15 protein-coding genes are annotated in these 18,353 nt (G+C 45.0%); 4 read left to right on the top strand and 11 right to left on the bottom strand.

Features of this window, described 5'->3' with window-relative positions:
- Positions 1 to 34: 34 nt before the first annotated feature.
- From DP923_RS11575 to DP923_RS11540, 8 genes are all read right to left on the bottom strand, one after another.
- On the bottom strand, positions 35 to 1,348 hold the full coding sequence (locus DP923_RS11575; RefSeq protein WP_112306010.1) for an O-antigen ligase family protein: 1,314 nt from the start codon (positions 1,346 to 1,348) through the stop codon (positions 35 to 37).
- A gap of 165 nt (positions 1,349 to 1,513) precedes the next feature.
- Complete coding sequence (locus tag DP923_RS11570; RefSeq protein ID WP_112306009.1) at positions 1,514 to 2,431, bottom strand: glycosyltransferase family A protein; 918 nt, start codon at positions 2,429 to 2,431, stop codon at positions 1,514 to 1,516.
- A gap of 147 nt (positions 2,432 to 2,578) precedes the next feature.
- Positions 2,579 to 3,463, bottom strand: coding sequence for an ATP-grasp fold amidoligase family protein (locus DP923_RS11565; protein ID WP_112306008.1), 885 nt, complete (start codon positions 3,461 to 3,463; stop codon positions 2,579 to 2,581).
- A 304-nt stretch (positions 3,464 to 3,767) separates the two neighbouring features.
- Positions 3,768 to 4,673 carry a glycosyltransferase gene (locus tag DP923_RS11560; RefSeq protein ID WP_112306007.1) on the bottom strand — a complete coding sequence of 302 codons (906 nt, stop codon included), beginning with the start codon at positions 4,671 to 4,673 and terminating at the stop codon, positions 3,768 to 3,770.
- A gap of 67 nt (positions 4,674 to 4,740) precedes the next feature.
- Positions 4,741 to 5,724, bottom strand: coding sequence for a glycosyltransferase family 2 protein (locus DP923_RS11555; RefSeq protein WP_112306006.1), 984 nt, complete (start codon positions 5,722 to 5,724; stop codon positions 4,741 to 4,743).
- A gap of 48 nt (positions 5,725 to 5,772) precedes the next feature.
- Positions 5,773 to 7,233: a lipopolysaccharide biosynthesis protein gene (locus DP923_RS11550; protein ID WP_112306005.1), complete on the bottom strand. Its 1,461-nt coding sequence runs from the start codon at positions 7,231 to 7,233 to the stop codon at positions 5,773 to 5,775.
- Between the two features lie 135 nt (positions 7,234 to 7,368).
- Positions 7,369 to 9,708: a GumC family protein gene (locus DP923_RS11545; protein ID WP_112306004.1), complete on the bottom strand. Its 2,340-nt coding sequence runs from the start codon at positions 9,706 to 9,708 to the stop codon at positions 7,369 to 7,371.
- Positions 9,709 to 9,723: 15 nt separating this feature from the next.
- Positions 9,724 to 10,491 carry a polysaccharide biosynthesis/export family protein gene (locus DP923_RS11540; protein ID WP_112306003.1) on the bottom strand — a complete coding sequence of 256 codons (768 nt, stop codon included), beginning with the start codon at positions 10,489 to 10,491 and terminating at the stop codon, positions 9,724 to 9,726.
- Between the two features lie 416 nt (positions 10,492 to 10,907).
- Here DP923_RS11540 and DP923_RS11535 point away from each other — a divergent pair, with 416 nt between their 5' ends.
- Positions 10,908 to 11,807, top strand: a complete 900-nt coding sequence (locus DP923_RS11535) for a flavin reductase family protein (protein WP_112306002.1) — start codon at positions 10,908 to 10,910, stop codon at positions 11,805 to 11,807.
- A gap of 24 nt (positions 11,808 to 11,831) precedes the next feature.
- Positions 11,832 to 12,299 carry a GNAT family N-acetyltransferase gene (locus DP923_RS11530; RefSeq protein WP_112306001.1) on the top strand — a complete coding sequence of 156 codons (468 nt, stop codon included), beginning with the start codon at positions 11,832 to 11,834 and terminating at the stop codon, positions 12,297 to 12,299.
- Between the two features lie 52 nt (positions 12,300 to 12,351).
- Here DP923_RS11530 and DP923_RS11525 read toward each other — a convergent pair whose 3' ends face one another.
- From DP923_RS11525 to porX, 3 genes are read right to left on the bottom strand one after another with little or no spacing between them, the layout of a single operon-like run.
- Positions 12,352 to 13,578 carry an alanine dehydrogenase gene (locus DP923_RS11525; RefSeq protein WP_112306000.1) on the bottom strand — a complete coding sequence of 409 codons (1,227 nt, stop codon included), beginning with the start codon at positions 13,576 to 13,578 and terminating at the stop codon, positions 12,352 to 12,354.
- Between the two features lies 1 nt (position 13,579).
- Complete coding sequence (gene tsaE, locus DP923_RS11520) at positions 13,580 to 14,026, bottom strand: tRNA (adenosine(37)-N6)-threonylcarbamoyltransferase complex ATPase subunit type 1 TsaE (protein WP_239021017.1); 447 nt, start codon at positions 14,024 to 14,026, stop codon at positions 13,580 to 13,582.
- A complete protein-coding gene (gene porX, locus DP923_RS11515; protein ID WP_112305999.1) occupies positions 14,019 to 15,581 on the bottom strand; it encodes a T9SS response regulator signal transducer PorX in 1,563 nt (520 codons plus the stop codon). The genes tsaE and porX overlap by 8 nt, the downstream gene beginning before the upstream one ends.
- 193 nt (positions 15,582 to 15,774) lie before the next feature.
- Between porX and DP923_RS11510 the strand changes: the two genes are divergently transcribed.
- Positions 15,775 to 17,004, top strand: a complete 1,230-nt coding sequence (locus tag DP923_RS11510) for an HD domain-containing protein (RefSeq protein WP_112305998.1) — start codon at positions 15,775 to 15,777, stop codon at positions 17,002 to 17,004.
- Between the two features lie 191 nt (positions 17,005 to 17,195).
- Positions 17,196 to 18,218 (top strand): UDP-3-O-(3-hydroxymyristoyl)glucosamine N-acyltransferase, encoded by a 1,023-nt coding sequence (lpxD, locus tag DP923_RS11505; RefSeq protein ID WP_112305997.1) that lies wholly within the window; start codon positions 17,196 to 17,198, stop codon positions 18,216 to 18,218.
- Positions 18,219 to 18,353 lie beyond the last annotated feature (135 nt).

Genomic DNA, 18,353 nt, shown 5'->3' with positions numbered 1-18,353 from the left:
AGGCAGATATACCTGAGATTTAATTCTTTACATTTTAATCAATCTCCTTTGGGGGCAATACACTGCAGTATTTGCGCAGCATAATGGAGCTATAGGCAATGATAAATCCGAACCATAACCAGAAGATACCCTCGCCTACAATAGAGCTTGGTCCGATGCTCATTAACGGAAAAGCAAGTATGGAAGCTCGTAAGATATAGGGCAAAGCATCCGGCATAACTTGTTTATACAAGCCGTATCTTTTAAATACCCTATAAAAGATCCAAAGAAAACCCAATACAGTTACAAGCCCGTATTCTACCAATATTTGCAGGAAAAAATTATGCGGTGGCAGGTTATCAACTTTATCGTAAGACGAGCCCGGGCCCATGCCTATGCCAAGGTTATTTGCTACAAGCGCCAGGTTTTCGGCATAGATATCTGCCCGACTCTCATCGGTGCGCTGGTTATTTTTCTCGACTACCATGTCTAGTTTATTCGTAATCACATCCAGTAATGAGGTATTTACTGCCACGATCAGTGCAATAGCTATAGCAGCAATGCCCAGTAACTTCAGTACACTTATCTTATGATTACTTTTAGTAAAGAATGTGAAGACAGCAAAAAAGATTAGTGCCAGTGCAAAACCTCCCATCGCAGCCCTGGAGTAGGAGCTGATAAGCAGATAAACACTGAGCGCCAAGCTAAAGCCGGTAACTAAATAATGCCACAACGGGCGTGTTTTCTTAACGAACATACCAAGCAGCACCGGTGCTGTTATCGCATTAAAGAATGCATAATTGTTCTGGTTTACAAAGATAGAACGTGGTGCCAGTGCCCCGATTCGTTCGATTTCCCTTTCCAGTTTGCCGCCCATTTTCTCCACGATCAGGAATTTCTGGTTTACAACTTCCCAAAGCCCGATCATGTTTACAAGTATGGCTCCCAGCACCCAGATCAGCAAGACCAGCTCCACGCGCTTTTCAGTGTTAATGTACTTGGTTAGGAGCCAGGTTAAGGTTAGGCCTGTTTGCAGTACCCCAAATTCTTTAATAGCCAGTACTGTGTCGGGCGCCCAGAAAATACTGATAAACCCCAGTATCATCATAAAGAAGATAAACTTGGAGGTAAACGACAGAAAAGGGTCATCCCACTTCTGGTTAATGAGCATGTAAAACACGCCCATAAAGCCAAGTAAACGCAGCGGGTACAAGGTAAAAATGCCAAGATCCAGCCTCACCAGCGAGTTGCCTAAAAACGTACTTGCCACAGCCAGGATAGTTAAAATGAAGCCCCAGTCGAGCTGCATTTTTCTTCTGTTCTCAAGCACAATCTCAGGTCCTGTCTGAGCCAAATATTCTCTTACCATTTTAATTTAATTGGAGCAGTTCCTATTAACTGTTTGTACGGTTCTGGACCAGCCAGTATGCAATGACGTAATTTTTATTTAGTCTGACGATGTAAACGGTAACATATTTAACTGAAAGTAATGCTAAAGATGTTTTATACTACCCAGATTTATAAGTTCAGACGATCAGGCTTTTACGGCGAGGCGCAGTTTATTTAAGTGTAGCTTAGCCGTTAGCCACACCGCCTGTTTGTTAAGATACATCTTTTTCAGGACACCGTAGTTTATACCTTTGCCCTCGTATACCTGCCCGTTCAGCATAATGTATAAATACCGGTTCCGGTAATTATGGATGGCTTCTTTCACTTCAGGGTCGCCTTTTTGCAGCAGACTCTCCAGAAAAGGCGAGAAAATAAAATCGATGTTACGGCCGGTATGCTGCGTTACCATGTTTACAGAATCCAGGTAGTAGTACGACATCGCTTTATTCAGCCAGATACTTTTCTTGCTATACCACAAGCACCTGGTCCAGGTATCCATATCGCCACCACGCTTAAAGCCCTGTTCCGGAAAACCACCTGCTTTTATTATTAACGATTTCTTAAATGCCACGGCACCGGTCCAGATTTGTTGCGGCCCGATCAGAAAATCAACCAGCGTTATGGTTCTGGATGCTACCTGCTTATTCTGGGCTGAATACGGGTTCAATACTTTGTTCTGGCCTGTTGTCAAATACCAACCCCAGCAAATGGTTTCGAGCTCCTGGTCCTTGTTAATTTCAGCTGCCAAGGTCTCCAACAGATTTAATTCCCATTCATCATCGGCATCCAGAAAACAGATCCACTCCTTGGTAGCATGGTGTATGCCTACGTTACGGGCAGCATACCCGCCCGGTCCGGGCACATCCCTCCTGAATTTTTTTACCCTTGGATCGTTAAATGTTGCCAGTTTCTCAGTTGAGCCGTCTGTAGAAGCGTCATCTACAAGTATAAGCTCAACGTCCGCATATGTTTGGTTGAGCACGGAATGAATGGATCGCTCCAGGTGCGGCAGTTTATTATGCACCGGGATAATAACTGTAAAGCCAGGGTGGTTAGTATTCATAATAAAATCGGGCGTAAAGGCTGATGATAGTTTAGGGCAGGTTTTTTACCGGCCTGGCTTCTGGGTGCCAGGCCGCAATGATTTATATAAGAAAGGTATCAGCAAGTAAATTGTCTGGCATCTGCTATTCGAACGTAAAAATGGTTGTTAGATTTTATTTTTACAGTACCTGGCCCAGTACCCTTCAAACATGGCATCGGCTTCGTTCGTAAAAAATTTGCCTACACCAGGTGTCGGGGTAAACTCTCCGAATACAGCTCCTTTATCGGTAGCGTAAAAATCTATCCTCACAAAAATATCATAAGCCTTGCTCAGGGTCTTTGCTTGTTCTATCAGTTCAGGCAGGCACTGGGGTGGCTCTTCGTAAACGGCGTTCTGGCCATATTTCTTACCAATGTTTACCATTTGCTCCCAATGCTCGTTGTAAAGGCTGGTTCTGCCTTCGCTTGAGCTTATACGGTTGATTACCTCAATACGGGCAATCTGGCCGGAAAACATATAAAATTTATAATCCTTCGGAATTCTGTACTCGCCATCTTCCGTTCTGATAAACTCTTCTACCAGAAACTCCAGGTATGGATTTTTGGCAACCTGTTCTTTTAGCAAAGCTGCAATCTCGGAGTGGCTGTACGTTTTTTTATCCATCAGGTTGGTTGTACCGCTCATCAGGAAAACAAGCTGGCACGAATGCCCGATCGTGGGCCGGATAACGTAATGATCAGGTAATTTATCGAAAGGCAGTTCGTTTATGTTTCTGCCTTTCCAATACAGTTCCGCTACTTTGCAGCCATGCTTTTTGGCAAACTCTCTGGAGTTATACTTGTTGCTTAGCTTCCGTTGCCAGTTTTCTGCATCTTTCCATTTCTCGATCGGATCGTGTGCATGCAATAATGTGTTCCGAACAATTTCAGCATCTGCTGCCTCCCAAAACTGCCGGTGCCTGTTTCTGATCCGGTCAGAGAATTTTGAATGATATTTTACATTTCCAGTTTTGGTGATGGTACTAACAAGGTTTCCTAAAAGTTTTAACATAAAGCTAAAGTTTAAGTAGACTTACAACATTTAGTTAAGCAGTACAGCATTTTAACAGGTTAAGGCCCAATTTGAATTATAAACTTTCCCTTAAAAAGTTAAAACAAAGGCTATTAAGCCATATACTCTCTTTTGTGTTACAACCTATTAAATTAAGCTGAATAAGGCACTTAACGATAATTAAATAGTGTAATTCTGATTAAAATTAAATAATATTAAACACACGTATATTGTACTTTAGCAGAACTATATTTTCATTGAGCCAAAGTATAGTTCCACACAAGATTTGCCCGTTTACGGTATGTTAAGATGTTACAATATCTCTGAAAGGCTTTGCGCCATTATAGATTTTCATTTCTTCGTACGCGCGCTGTACCCGTATCCGGTAGCGAAGTATAAATACCTGCATCTTTTGAGCAAAGCTTAACGCGCTACCCCGCGCATATATCTGCTTTAGTTCGTTTACCGGCGGGCGGGCTTCGTACAAAAACTCCAGGAAACGTTTAACAGGTTGCTGGCTGCGGGTACCCTCGTTTGCTTTTCCTTCCGCCACACGCTTGATCTTGTTGATGAGCTGCTTCAGTTCCCGGCGCGCAGGATGCTTCACAACAACATCGGCACTAAACCCGATCCTGTAATTTTTGGCACCGGCACGCATCCCCCATTCAAAGTCGCCACCCGAAAACATATCCGCATTAAACGGGCCCACTGCATCAAATACCTTGCGTTTGGTAAACATATTGGCCGTAACCGATGTGCTCCTGGATACATTATCTTCCTGCCGGAAAGCGTATACCACTTCGTAAGCTTCTGCCAGCGTATGTTTTTTGCCGGCTATAAATAACTCTACCTTTCCTCCTATCCTGTCAAAAGTCGGGTTGGCTTTAAAGTATGAAACAGCTGCTTCGATCCAGTTAACGGCTGGAATACAATCCGAATCCGTGAAACCGATCACTTCGCCTTTGGCTATACTTAAGCCCAGGTTTCGTGCTGCATAAGAACCTGTTTTAGCCTCTGTCAGTACCTGTACATTAGGCTGCAAAGTATAATTATCAGGCACGCGGTTTTTCGGGTCGTTGTTTACCACAATCACTTCAAAAGCGTCTGCCGGGTAGGTTTGGTCGGCCAGCGCCTTCAGGCAAACTGCCAACCTGCCCCAGTCGCGGTAAGTTGGAATTATAACAGAAACGAATGGTGTATCAAGACTCATATAGAGTTTAAAATATATAGGTAACAGTCAGCATACGAAACTCAGGAGAGAAAAGCCGACCTTACGTTTAATATTTTAGTAAATGGATGTGTTTGAGCGCAAAAAAGTTGAATTCTGTGAGGTTAAGCAGCAAGTTGGAACGCGAATATTTCCGCTTCGGGTTATACTGGATAAAGTGCTGGTAAATACGTAATCTGTTTTTAAGGCCAAGCTCTTTAAAGTTAAACTCACGCATTTTTTCTTTGAACAAGGGCATATCAACCTCGCTAACCGACATCAGAATGGCGTATAATGCTTTGTACAGCTCTTGTTTATAAGCATGCTTTAGAAGGCCTTTTTCCTGCAGCGCTTTTAGTATTTCTATCCGGAGGTTATACCTGCCCAAAAGTATACGCGTGGTTTTGGCAGCATCGCTTGTCTTCGAAACCGATTCCGGCTGTTTGTAAATAATGGTATCGAACGCATCGCTTACCGTAAACACCGCACCCGCCTGCAACAACCTGAACATCAGATCATACTCCTGCGAAGATGGCTTGGCTTCATCCAAACCATTTACTTTTAACAAGCTTTCCCGACGCCAGAGGTTGGCGCTGGTAATACCTAATTTAGATTTGATGAGGCCAGCCCAGGGGTCTTTATCAGCCAGTATCTTTACTTTGTAGGTTTCGCCGGTTATAGTCTGGTTATACCTGACATAATTCCCGATCACAACATCGGCCTGCTGGCTTTGGGCAAGCGCCAGTTGCTTTTCTATTTTCTGAGGCAAAAGCTCATCATCGGCATCCAGTAACTGTACCCACTCGCCTGTTGCTTTGGATATGCCTAAGTTACGGGCGGCACAGGCGCCTTTTTTAGTTTCGATGTACACACGGATAACGCCGGGGTGTTCCTCCTCCAGTTGCTTTAAAACCTGCAGCGTGCTATCCGTGGAGTTGTTTTCAACAAGTATAATATTAAACTGTTGATGTGTTTGGGCCAGGACGCTGTTAACTGCTCTTGCAATCCATTTTTCGCAGTTATGGCAGGGAATTACAACCGTTACTAAAGTCATGTTTTTAAAATTTTAAGCGAAGCTATACTTTGCAGCTAATGAGTTTATTTAGGCCACCGGGCTTACTTTTTTGCGCATGTTCTTAATACTGGTAATATTCTCCAGCAACTCCGCTTTCATGGATAGCCAGATGATAGCCCCGAAAGTGATACCGAGTACAAGGGTGCATAAGATATAATGCAGCCCCAGGACATAGAGCATATACGTGATCGCAAACGTAACAATGCTTGCCAGTAAAGGCGGGCGCATGGTCATGAAAAGGTCTAGCGGTGTAATATCGACCAGCTTTTTAAGGTAATACTGGGCAATTATAACTTCCAGCACCTTGTTGAAAACGTAAGCCCAGGCGGCTCCTTCTGTTCCGTAGAAATAAATACCAGCTGCAATGGTAGGCACGTATAAAGCTGCTTTCAGAAACTGGATCCGCATTTCGAGGCGGGCTTTACCGAGCCCTCTGATAAGGATGGCGTGGCTGTTAACAAGTATATGGATCATCACAGAAAAGGCCAGAATCTTTAACGGGCCAACTGCTTCTATCCACTTCTCCCCGAAAACATTAATGACAAAAGGCTCCCCAAGTATGATAAGGAACAGCATGACCGGGTAAATACAGATACTATTATACTTTACAACTTTAAAATAGAAGTTCCGCAGCGCTTTTGGGTTGCCTTGCTTTTTGCCGTAAACCGGGTACATCACGCGGTTTATCATGGTAGTCATTTTATTCCGGAAGGTATCTGTCAGCACAAAAGCGAGCGTATACTTACCTAGTGCGGCAGCGCTCAATAACTTACCGATCAACAAATAATCAATATTAGCTACTACCACATTCACTACACTGCTACCGGTAGTAAACATACCAAAACCAAAGATGTCATTAAAGGCTTCTTTCTCCCAGATAAATTTAGGCATCCAGTGGGTAGCCATAAAATAAAGCGGCATAGCTACCACAAAGGCAGCCACTGAGTTAAATACCAGAGACCATACACCAAAGCCCATAAAAGCCAGCGTAATGGAAACCACTCCGGAAAAAATAACAGGGGCATTGTTAATAAAAGCAAGCTTCTTGAAATTCATCTGCTTTGTTAGCTGCGCTCTGTGCACCAGGTTAATAGGACTGGCCAGTACGCCTATACTTAATACAGGTATCACGCTGCGCAGCAACGGCTCTCCGTAGAACATGGCAGCAAGCGGTGCTACAATAAAAGTAATAATCAGATAAATAACGACCGACCAGGCAATGCCGGTCCAGAAAGCAGTATGGTAATGCGCTTCTCTCAGGTCTTCGTCTTTGCGTTGTACCAGTGCTCCACCCAGACCCAGATCATTGAAAACCTGAATAAAAGTGGTAAATACAACTGCCATTCCCACCAGACCAAATTCTTCAGGAAAAAGCAATCTGGCCAGTACAAGCTTTATGATAAAGGCAAACATTTTGTTTACCGCAAGCTGGGTTATATTCCAGAAAATACCACTGATAATTTTTGTTTTGAGATGAGGGACTTCCATCAGGGAATTAGAAAAAGGGCGTAAAAGTTAAGCTTGGGCAGTATCTCCAACCAGAGATACCTGAACAGAATCATGCACGCAGCAGGGCAACTGTCGGTACATGATCCTGCAAAGTATAAGTTATAGAAAGCGAGCTTATACTTTCGCTTTCTTTCTTAGTTTTGTGCTCCAGGTTTCCGGTTCTTCGCTGTAGCCGTAGCCATAGCCGTATCCGTAGCCATTCTGCTTTTTAGCATCGTTGAGCACAAGCATCGGGTGTTTCAGTTTTTTGTTTCTGTAGATATCGTCGATGATCTGAATCTGGTCTTTCGAAGTATAATTATACCTGACGATATAGATACTGGAATCGATGTAAGGAGCTAGCGCCAGTGCATCGGCTACCTGCCCGATCGGGGCCGTATCGATCACTACATAATCAAACATGGTCTTCAGTTCGTTTATCAGCGTTTCCACGCGGTGGTGGATCATCATCTCCGACGGGTTTGGCGGAATCGGGCCTGCTCCCACCAGGTAAAGTCCCGGCATGTTATCCAACGCGATAAGTGCATCATCAATCGAAGGATTTTCCGAGATCAGGTAGTTGCTGATACCATAATTGCTGGTTAAGCCAACGCTCTTCAACAGGCCTGGCCGCCTAAGGTCAAACTCGAGCACCACTACTTTTTTACCGGTAAGCACCAAGCTGGCAGCAATGTTCAAGCTGAAAAAGGTTTTACCCTCGCCGCTCATACTGGATGTTACCAGCATTACTTTGTTCTCGTTGCCTACGGCTGCAAACTGCAGGTTGGCACGCACCAGCCTGAACAACTCTGCCACCGGGCTTCGGTTATTGCTGGTTACCACAAAAGCTTCGCCGGTATGGTTATGCGATAGCTCCCCAAGTATAGGCGTTTTAGTAAGTGCATTAATATCGGCCTTGTGCTGTACTTTATCATTCAGCATGCCTTTTATGTTAACCACTGCGGCTGGCAGAATCATACCTGCCAGAAAAGCAAGCAGGTAAATAAGCGGTTTGCGTGGCGTAACCGGGTTCGGCGAGGCCATAGCCTTATCCAGTAAGCGGGTACTGTTTACGTTTGCCGCCAGCGATAAAGCCGATTCTTCGCGTTTCTGAAGCAAGTATAAATACAGGCCTTCTTTAGTGCCCTGCTGTCGGTTAATCTCAAGTAACTCGCGCTCTATGGATGGCACCAGTTGCTTTTTAGACTGTACCTGTGCATAGTTGTTCTGGAGGTTATCGCGGTTAATCTGTAAGCCTTTTTTAATGTTGCGAAGGTTTTCCAGGATGTTGCTGTGCAGGTTACCTAACTGGTCGTTTATGTTCTGAACAAGCGGGTGATTGGCCTGCATCGTTCGCAGAAGTGTTTCGCGCTCCATGTGCAGCTCGTTGTACTTCTTGATCAGATCCTGAAGCGTTGCATCCTGGATATTGAGTGAGCTGGGCACCAGTTTGGTGTTATTGCGGTCTTTGGTCAGGTAGGTTTCAATGGTCTGCAACACCGATAACTGGGCGTTCCACTCAGACAACTGCCTGTTGTAATCCGTTGATTTCTCTAAGTATAACTGCGCTTCTGAGTTTACATCGGTTACATCGTACTGCATTTTATAACGCTCCACATTGCCTTCCACATCCGTCAGTTCCCTGATCAGGTATTTTAAGCGGCCATCCAGAAACTGAAGGCTGTTGGCTGCCGTTGCTTTTTTATCGGCAATAGCTTCTTTGTTATAAAACTCGATCAGTTTGTTGATTACATCGATCCCTTTTTGCTGCACCGGGTCCGTAATAGACAGCATGATAACGCTTGAGTTTTTGTTCATCACAGCTACCTGCAGTTTGCTGGCATACCAGCTCGCCATTTTTTCGGTGTCCACGAACTTCACGATTATTTTCTCGAAGTTGTTGGCATAGCCTTTCGGAGCCGCTACTACTGTAAAGGTACCGTACGGTGTGGTAATGCTTTTACCGAAGTTGTAGGTCTTTACACCAAACTCGTCTTCGAGGCTAAAGCTGTTGCTATTGTTGATGTACAGCGATATCTCCTGCCCGTAAGCGGAAGGCAACAGCTTGTTTACAATTACGCGAACAGGTAACTGGTCTCCGTAGATCTCTTCGTTGATGTACTGTCCTTCCACATAATAACTGGTATTCAAGGCTAAGTCATCCAGCACAAGCTGCATCAGCCCTCTTGATTTTAGTACGGCCAGCTCATTTTCGATGTTCTTGTCGTACTTGATGAGTTCGGTAGCGCTCAGGTCAACATCTTTCGAGCTGCTTCTTTCGCTGTTGTTGTCCTTGATCAGGATAGTGCTGCTAACCATATATTCCGGCGTGGTATACTGCAGGTATAGGTATGCGCCTATCAAGCACAGAACGGTGGTTATCACAAACCAATACCAGTTCCGGAGGTATTTAAGGAGCGTCGTTTTAAAATTTGTTTCTTCTGATTCTACCAGAAGCATTGTTTTATCAACCATATAAAGGGTTACTTATTAATATAATCTTGAAATAATGAGTGCTACAGTTGATGTAAGTCCGATAAAAAGCGTGGCAAAGCGCAAATCTGTTGTTGCCTGCGTTGCTTTTGTTGAGTTTGGCTGCACATAGATCACATCGTTTTGCTGCAGGTAAAAGTAGGGTGAGTTAAAGGTCTCTTTCGAGTTCAGGTTCAGGCGGGCCATTTTACGAACACCACCTTCTTCCCGTATTATAAGTACGTTATCGCGCTTACCATAAGCAGTCATGTCGCCGGCCATGCCCAACGCTTCTAATACGTTAATTTTCTCAGAAGGAATAGTGAACGTAGACGGGCGTCCTACTTCTCCTACTACCGTTACCCTGAAATTCAGGAAGCGGATGTTAGCTGTTGGGCGTTTCAGGTACTGCTGCAGTTCTTTTACGATCTTATCTCTGGCCTGCGCCTTTGTAAGTCCGGCCATCTTCATTTTCCCGATTACCGGAAAATCTATAAAACCTTCTTTGTCTACCAGATAACCGTCATCAATGTTACGATGGCTGCTTGCATTCGAACTGCTTATCTGGGTTTGTACGCCTCTGTTAAATACAGCAGTTGCTTCAGGGCTAAGGCTGCTGATAGAGATGCTCAGCAGGTCGTCGGGTTGTATTTTGGGTTCATTCTCGTTTGTGATTTGCTCTTTGTACTCGCCTTGCTGGCGAAGATCACTGAAATAAGCAAGGTTTCTGTTGCTGCACGAAGCAGATACAAGTAGAATAAGAAGGAATAAGAAGGATTGTCTCATTTTTACCACCGTGGGGCCTAAGGGTTAAATTAATCTTGAATTTTGAAGAGGTGCTTGCTATACAGGAATTTGCTGAATGGATCCTGTATTTTATACTTTAATTGTTTACCAAAATATGCCGTATTCACAGCTTTATACTATATGTTATACTTATCAGCAGTAATCGCAGATCATAAGAAAGTTGATTTAAGATAGCCTGTTTGTTTACCTGGTAAGTTATGTGTAATTGCCTGCCGGTTTTGTAGTTTTGCAGCCGGTGCACATATGGCTGCTGTTACATCCGGATTTTAAGAAGTAACAGCCAGTCACAATATTTGACCTTTACTATACTTGTGCGCTTTTTGTTTACGATTCGTTTAACTATTTTTTTAATTTACCTGATGCCTGTACTTTAAAGGCGCTGTATCCTGATCACCATGAAAACAATTAACCCGAAAGAAGCCAGCACAGCCGATGTACATGCGCTCCTGCTTGGTGCCATTGCGCCCAGGCCTATTGCATTTGCCAGCACTACAGATACTGACGGCAACGTTAACCTCAGCCCGTTCAGCTTTTTTAATGTATTCAGTGCCAACCCGCCTATACTTGTTTTCTCGCCTGCCCGACGCGTGCGCGATAACACCACCAAGCATACCCTGGAAAACGTGCTCCAGACGAACGAAGTGGTTATCAACATTGCCAACCATGTTATAGTAGAACAAATGTCTTTGGCCAGCACCGAATACGATTTTGGCGTAAATGAGTTCGTAAAATCCGGCCTTACCCCACAAAAATCAGAACTGGTAAAAGCTCCGCGCGTACTGGAAGCTCCTGTGGCGTTCGAATGCAAGGTAAACGAGGTTATCAGTTTAGGTAACGAAGGTGGCGCCGGAAATCTTATAATATGTGAAGTTTTACTTATACATGTGCAGGAAAGTATACTGGATGCCGCCGGTAAAATTGATCCTTTTAAGCTGGATGCCGTGGCCAGAATGGGCGGCGATTATTACCTGAGAGCCAACGGAGACGCTATTTTCGAACTTCCGAAGCCCGTACGCAACAAAGGCATCGGCGTAGACCAGCTGCCGGCTTTTATCCGGAACAGCTCCATTCTGACGGGTAACAACCTGGGCCGCTTAGGCAACACTGAAGTTATACCTGCCCCGGATGAAGTTAATGCTTACAAAACAGACCCACAGGTAGCCCAGCTCCTAGCCAAGTATAATAATGACCCTGAAGCTTTAAGAAAAGAGCTTGAAGAGTTAGGGAAGAAGTTGCTGGAAGAAAATCAGGTACTCGCTGCCTGGAAGGTGTTATTGCTCGCTGCCGAAGTATAAATCATACTTATATCAACCTTACCCATGCTGAAAATTAAAAGAACCGACGCTTCTGATCCTGACTTTAAGGAGTTAGTTGTTTCGCTTGACCAAGACCTGAAGGTAAGGGATGGCGAGGACTACTCTTTTTATGCACAGTATAATAAACTGGATACGATAAAAAATACGGTAGTTGCTTATTTAGATGATGTGGCAGTGGGCTGTGGTGCTGTAAAAATGCACGAATCCGGCGTTGGCGAAGTTAAAAGAATGTTTGTTCGCCCGGGCTATCGTGGCCAGGGCATAGCAGGCAAAATACTAACCGAACTGGAAAGCTGGGCAACTGAACTACAATTTAGTAAGTTGATACTGGAAACCGGCATGGCGCAACCTGAAGCCATCGCGCTTTATACTAAAAGCGGCTACATACGCATGCCCAATTACGGACAGTATGAAAATGTAGAAAACAGCGTTTGTATGCAAAAGCAGCTAAGCGTTCCCGAAGCCCCGTAAAGTTTAAAACCCGCCTTAGTAGCGGGTTTTAAACTTTATTTTGATTGTTTTTTTAATTTCTGACGGCGATCATCAACCCTAACTCTTTGTAACGCATCCCGAATTTTTTAGCGATGGTACTGTTGGTGAGGCTGCCGCGGTAAATATATACACCGTTGCGATAATGCTCATTTGTGAACAGCACTTCGTTGATGCCGCCATACTTTGAAATTTCGGTGAAGATGGGCGTGAAGATATTACTTAATGCGTTGGATGCTGTACGCGGCACCCGCGATGCAATGTTAGGTACGCAATAATGAATGATATCATACTTGCGGTAGATCGGGCGGCTATGCGAGGTAAGCTCTGACGTTTCAAAACAGCCCCCCTGGTCGATGCATACATCAATAATAACCGAACCAGCTGCCATCTGGCTTACCACAGCTTCTTCAACCATACAAGGCATCACACTGTCTTCGGCCACCAGTGCGCCAATTACCACATCAGCCTGCTTTATTTCGTTGTAGAGTACGGCTTTATCTAATGTGGAGGTAAAAAGCTGTGCGCCGATGTTATGCTTCAGCCGGCGTAATTTATAGATATGATTGTCAAATACTTTTACTTCTGCCCCTAAACCCAGTGCAGCGCGCGCCGCATATTCGGCTACGGTGCCGGCCCCAAGTATAACTACTTTGGATGGTGGTACGCCGGTTATGCCGCCTAGTATCATACCTTTGCCATCTTCGCTGCTGCTCATGTAATGCGCTGCGATCAGCATAACGGTGCTGCCTGCAATTTCGCTCATGGCACGTACAACCGGTTTCGAATCCGATTTATCACGTATCAGCTCAAACGAAATAGCGTTTATCTTTTTCTTAAGCAGCGCATTGATGTAATCGGACGTCAGGTTGCCGAAGTGCAACGCAGAAATTAAAGTCTGGCCAGGCTTGAGGTAGGCAATCTCGTCGTAAGTAGGCGGGGCAATTTTAAGTATGATATCGGCCTCGTATACTTCCGGGGTAGCATAAACCACTTTAGCCCCTGCCTCCGAGTATTCGTGGTCCGAGTATTTGGATGGCTCTCCGGCACCTGTCTCGATCCAGATGGTATGGCCGTGGTCGATGAGTTGTTTTACTGCATCAGGTGTGAGCCCGATCCTGTTTTCCTGAAAAGATGATTCTTTTGGAATACCGATAAACAGGCTGTGCTTACGTTCATCAATGGCCAGCATCGACTCTTTTGGATATAGCGCCTGGCTGGCTGCTAATCTCCCCAACTCTGCAGTTAAGCTCTTCGTCATACTAAACCTGATTAATGGTCATGGTGCGCACCTCACTTTCGGGTGCGGGCTGTAAAGTTACAAGCAAGTAATGCTCCGGCAACAAACCAGGCACCAGCGAGGGCCACTCGATCAGACACATACGCCCGGAATCAAAATACTCCAGTGTGCCGATATCGAGTGCTTCCCGCTCATTTCTTATTCTATAAAAATCAAAATGATAAATTAGTTTCCTTTCCGTTGTTTCGTATTCGTTTACAAGCGCAAACGTGGGGCTGCTGACATTCTCTTTTACGCCCATCTGGCGGCAGAATTCCTTGATGAGCGTCGTTTTTCCGGCTCCCATCGGCCCCTCGAAAAGTATAACCGGCTGCTCTTTGGCCATGCCTAAAAGCACAGAAGCCGCCGCTGGCAAATCTTCCAACGACGACATCTGTAAACGTGCTTTTTCTACTCCTGTTTTATACATTTTTAGGTGAAAGTGTTACAAACGGAATGATCACTTCCTCCAACGATATGCCCCCGTGCTGGAAGGTATCCTTGTAGTAGTTCACATAGTAATTGTAATTATTCGGATAGGCGAAAAAATAATCTTCTATCGCAAACACAAACGTAGTAGAAACATTGGCTTTTGGCAAGAAAAATCGTTCGGGCTTTTTAACCGTGAACACATCCTTATCGGTGTAACCCAGGTTTTTACCATGCTTATAGCGCAGGTTGGTGTTAGTGTTGCGGTCGCCAATAATTTTAAATGGTTTCTTTACCCGGATCGTACCGTGGTCTGTGGTGATGATAACACGTCCTTTTTTCTCAGCGATGAGCTTAAGGGTTTCAAATAAAGGCGAGTGCATGAACCACGAACGCGTAATAGAACGGTAAGCCGATTCGTCGGGGGCTAGCTCGCGCACCATGTTGCTATCGGTGCGGGCATGCGAGAGCATATCCACAAAGTTATAGACAATCACGTTCAGTTTGTTGTTATCCAGGTTACTGAATTTGCCTAACAGGTCTTTGCCGGCAGCCGGGTTTGTAATTTTGTGATAGCTATACTTTTCGCTGATGCGGTTCTGCTGCATCATTCTATCCAGGAACTCCGATTCGTTCAGGTTCTTGCCTTCGTCGTCATCGTCAGATACCCACAGGTTCGGAAACTTCTTCGCGATATCACTGGGCAGCATACCCGAAAAAATGGCATTACGGGCGTACGCCGTTGTGGTCGGAAGTATGGAATAGAACATTTCCTCGTTATCTACATTAAAGTAGTCTGAGATGATCGGCTCCAGCACTTTCCACTGGTCGTAGCGCAGGTTATCAATTAAAATAAAGTATACCGGCTTATCCGATTCCTTCATCATCGGGAAAACACGCTCCTTAAACAACTGGTGCGACATAAGCGGCGCTTCATCGCTTTCGTTGTTTACCCATTCCTCGTAGTTCTCCATCACAAACTTTGCAAAATTCGAGTTTGCCTCATCTTTCTGCATGTTGATGACGTCGGCCATACTTTTGTTTTCGGTCTCGTCGATCTCCAGCTCCCAGTACACCAGTTTTTTGTAAATATCGGTCCACTCGGCGGGGCTCAGGCGCTCGCCAAAAGCCATGCCCAGCGTACGGAAATCGCGCTGGTAGCTCATATTCGTTTTCTCGGAAACAAGGCGTTTGTTATCCAATACTTTTTTAACGGAAAGCAGGATCTGGTTCGGGTTGAGGGGCTTGATGAGGTAATCTGTTATTTTGGAGCCGATGGCCTCCTCCATAATATGCTCTTCCTCGCTTTTGGTGATCATAATTACGGGCACTGCCGGGCGAATGGTTTTGAGTTCGGCCAGCGTTTCCAGGCCACTGATGCCGGGCATGTTCTCATCTAAAAAAACCACATCATAGCTTTGTTCCTGAAATTTTTCGATAGCATCGGCACCACTGTTTACCGGGGTGATGTCGTAGCCTTTATCAGTCAGGAAAAGGATGTGTGGCTTGAGCAGGTCGATTTCATCATCGGCCCATAAAATACTGTATCTTTGCATAGTTTTATCGTTGGTTGTTAAGAGGCTAAAGCGTGCGAAACGGGTTTGTTTTTAATTTTATACTTGAAACTTACGAAAAAGGCCAGCCATCTGCTATCATACGATAGATTATGTAACTGATTAAGCTGGCAGCCCGCAAATACAGCACCAGTCTTTACCCGGAAACCAATTTAACTGTTAAACCTCTGGTTTAGTGAATAAGAAAAAAATCTTCAACGACCCTGTTTACGGTTTTATTACCGTTCCGTCCGATCTTATTTTCGATGTAATCGATCATCCATACTTTCAGCGTCTGCGCCGCATCAAGCAATTGGGCCTTACCGAAATGGTATATCCGGGTGCCTTGCATACGCGTTTCCATCATGCGCTTGGGGCTATGCACCTCATGAACACGGCTTTGCAAACACTCCGAAGTAAGGATAATGTAATTTCTGACGCTGAATATGAAGCTTCGCTGATCGCCATACTTTTGCACGACGTGGGCCACGGCCCGTTCTCGCATGCGCTGGAAACCGCTATTTTTAAGGAAGTGCACCACGAAGAACTTTCGCTGCACCTGATGCACATGCTGAACAAGGAATTTAACGGCAGGTTAAGCCTGGCCATTCAGATCTTTAAAGGCACCTACGAACGTAATTTCTTTCACCAGCTGGTATCGAGCCAACTGGATGTGGACCGCCTCGATTACCTGAACCGCGACAGCTTTTATACCGGCGTGTACGAAGGCAAGATTGGTGCAGACCGCATCATTAAAATGCTGGATGTGGCCAACGACAAGCTGGTAGTAGAAGAAAAAGGTGTCTACAGCATCGAGAACTTCCTGGTTAGCCGCCGCTTGATGTACTGGCAGGTATACTTACACAAAACCGTTATCAGCGCCGAAAACATGGTATTACGTGTGGTACAACGCGCCCGCCAGTTATTGCAGCAAGGTATAACGGTACCAGCCAGCCCTTGCCTGCAGTTCTTTCTGGCGGCTGATGTCAGTATAAAAGATTTTGAGAATGACCATACTATTCTGCAGCGCTTTGTAAACCTCGACGACCATGATATCTGGAGCGCTATAAAAGAGTGGGCCTCGCATCCGGACGTTATACTTTCTTTGCTGGCCAACAGCATCCTGAACCGCCGCCTTTTTAAAGTGATTATCTCCACCAGACCCATCGACCAAGAAATGCTATTGGGCATCAGCGAGCTGGTGCAGGAGCAGTTCAACATCCCGGAAGCAGAAGTAAAATACCTGATGATCGATGGGAAAATAAGCAACAACGCCTATGATGCCGAAGGCCAGACTATTGATATGCTGACAAAATCCGGCTATGTAATAGATGTGGCCGAAGCTTCTGATCTGCCTAATATCCGGGCGCTGGGCCATAAAGTAGAAAAATATTATGTGTGCTATCCGAAAGAAGTAGCACATTGATCTGATTTATACTTTAGTTTATGGTACTTCGGAAAAACCTGAAAATTACCTTTTAAACGCATCTTATACTTGCCAATACCTAGCGCTTTAAAAGTATGGCAAGCGTATGTGGTTTCGGGAATGGTAAGTTTTTAGTAAGTTTGCGCCCCCAACGGAGTAGCGTTTTTAAGTTTTTGCTCTAATTTTACATTATGGAATTTACTGTTCAACAGATAGCTGACTTGCTGCAGGGCACGATTGAAGGAGATAGCAATGCTAAGGTCAGCACTTTAGCCAAAATAGAAGAGGCCAGACAAGGAGCATTGGCTTTTTTATCTAATGCTAAATACGAACCTTTTTTATATACCACGCAGGCAAGTGCGATCATTGTTTCTGATAAACTGGAGCTGAAAAAACCGGTTGCACCTACGCTTATCCGTGTGGCAGACCCTTACACCAGCTTTTCTGTATTGCTGCAGTATTACCAGACAGCTTTGCTGGCCTCTAAAACAGGTGTGGAAGAGCCTTGCTTTATAGGTACAGGCAGCCAGATTGGCAGTGGCCATTACCGTGGCGCTTTTTCTTACATCGGTAATAATTGCAAAATAGGCGAAAACGTACGCATTTTTCCGCAGGTATACATCGGCGATAACGTGCAGATAGGTGCTAATACCACCATTTTTGCGGGCGCTAAACTATATACCAATACCGTTGTAGGCAGCCATTGCACCATACATGCCGGCGCCGTGCTGGGCAGCGATGGCTTCGGCTTTGCACCGCAACCGGACGGCAGCTACAAAGCCATTCCGCAGATAGGCAATGTACTCCTGGAAGATCATGTATCCATCGGTGCCAACACCACGATCGATTGCGCCACCATGGGCTCTACTATCATCAGGAGAGGTTCTAAAATAGATAACCTGGTACAGATCGCGCATAATGTTGAGATTGGAACGGATACTGTAATTGCTGCGCAAGCGGGCATTTCAGGGTCTACCAAAATTGGCAACCAATGTGTAATAGCAGGCCAGGTAGGCATAGTAGGCCATATCTCTATTGCTGATAAAACCACCGTTGGCGCCCAGTCCGGCGTTTCGAAATCTGTAAAAGAATCCGGTACCATTATCCAGGGCTCTCCTGCTTTCGACTACAAACAGAACCTGCGCGCCATGACCGTATTCCGTAAACTACCGGAATTGCAACGCGAGCTCGAAAACCTGAAAGACAAATCCTAAGACTTTATAAGCCTGTTAGTTAAACTTAGTTAAAATAAAAATAGCAGCTGCTTATTTAAAATATTAAGTTTACGGCTGTAATACGCTAACAACCGGCCCATTTGCCAGGCACCCGGCAGCGCTTATGCGCTTGTT

Source organism: Pontibacter arcticus (assembly GCF_003284895.1).
Lineage (GTDB): Bacteria > Bacteroidota > Bacteroidia > Cytophagales > Hymenobacteraceae > Pontibacter > Pontibacter arcticus.
This window is presented reverse-complemented; position numbering and strand designations above follow the sequence as displayed.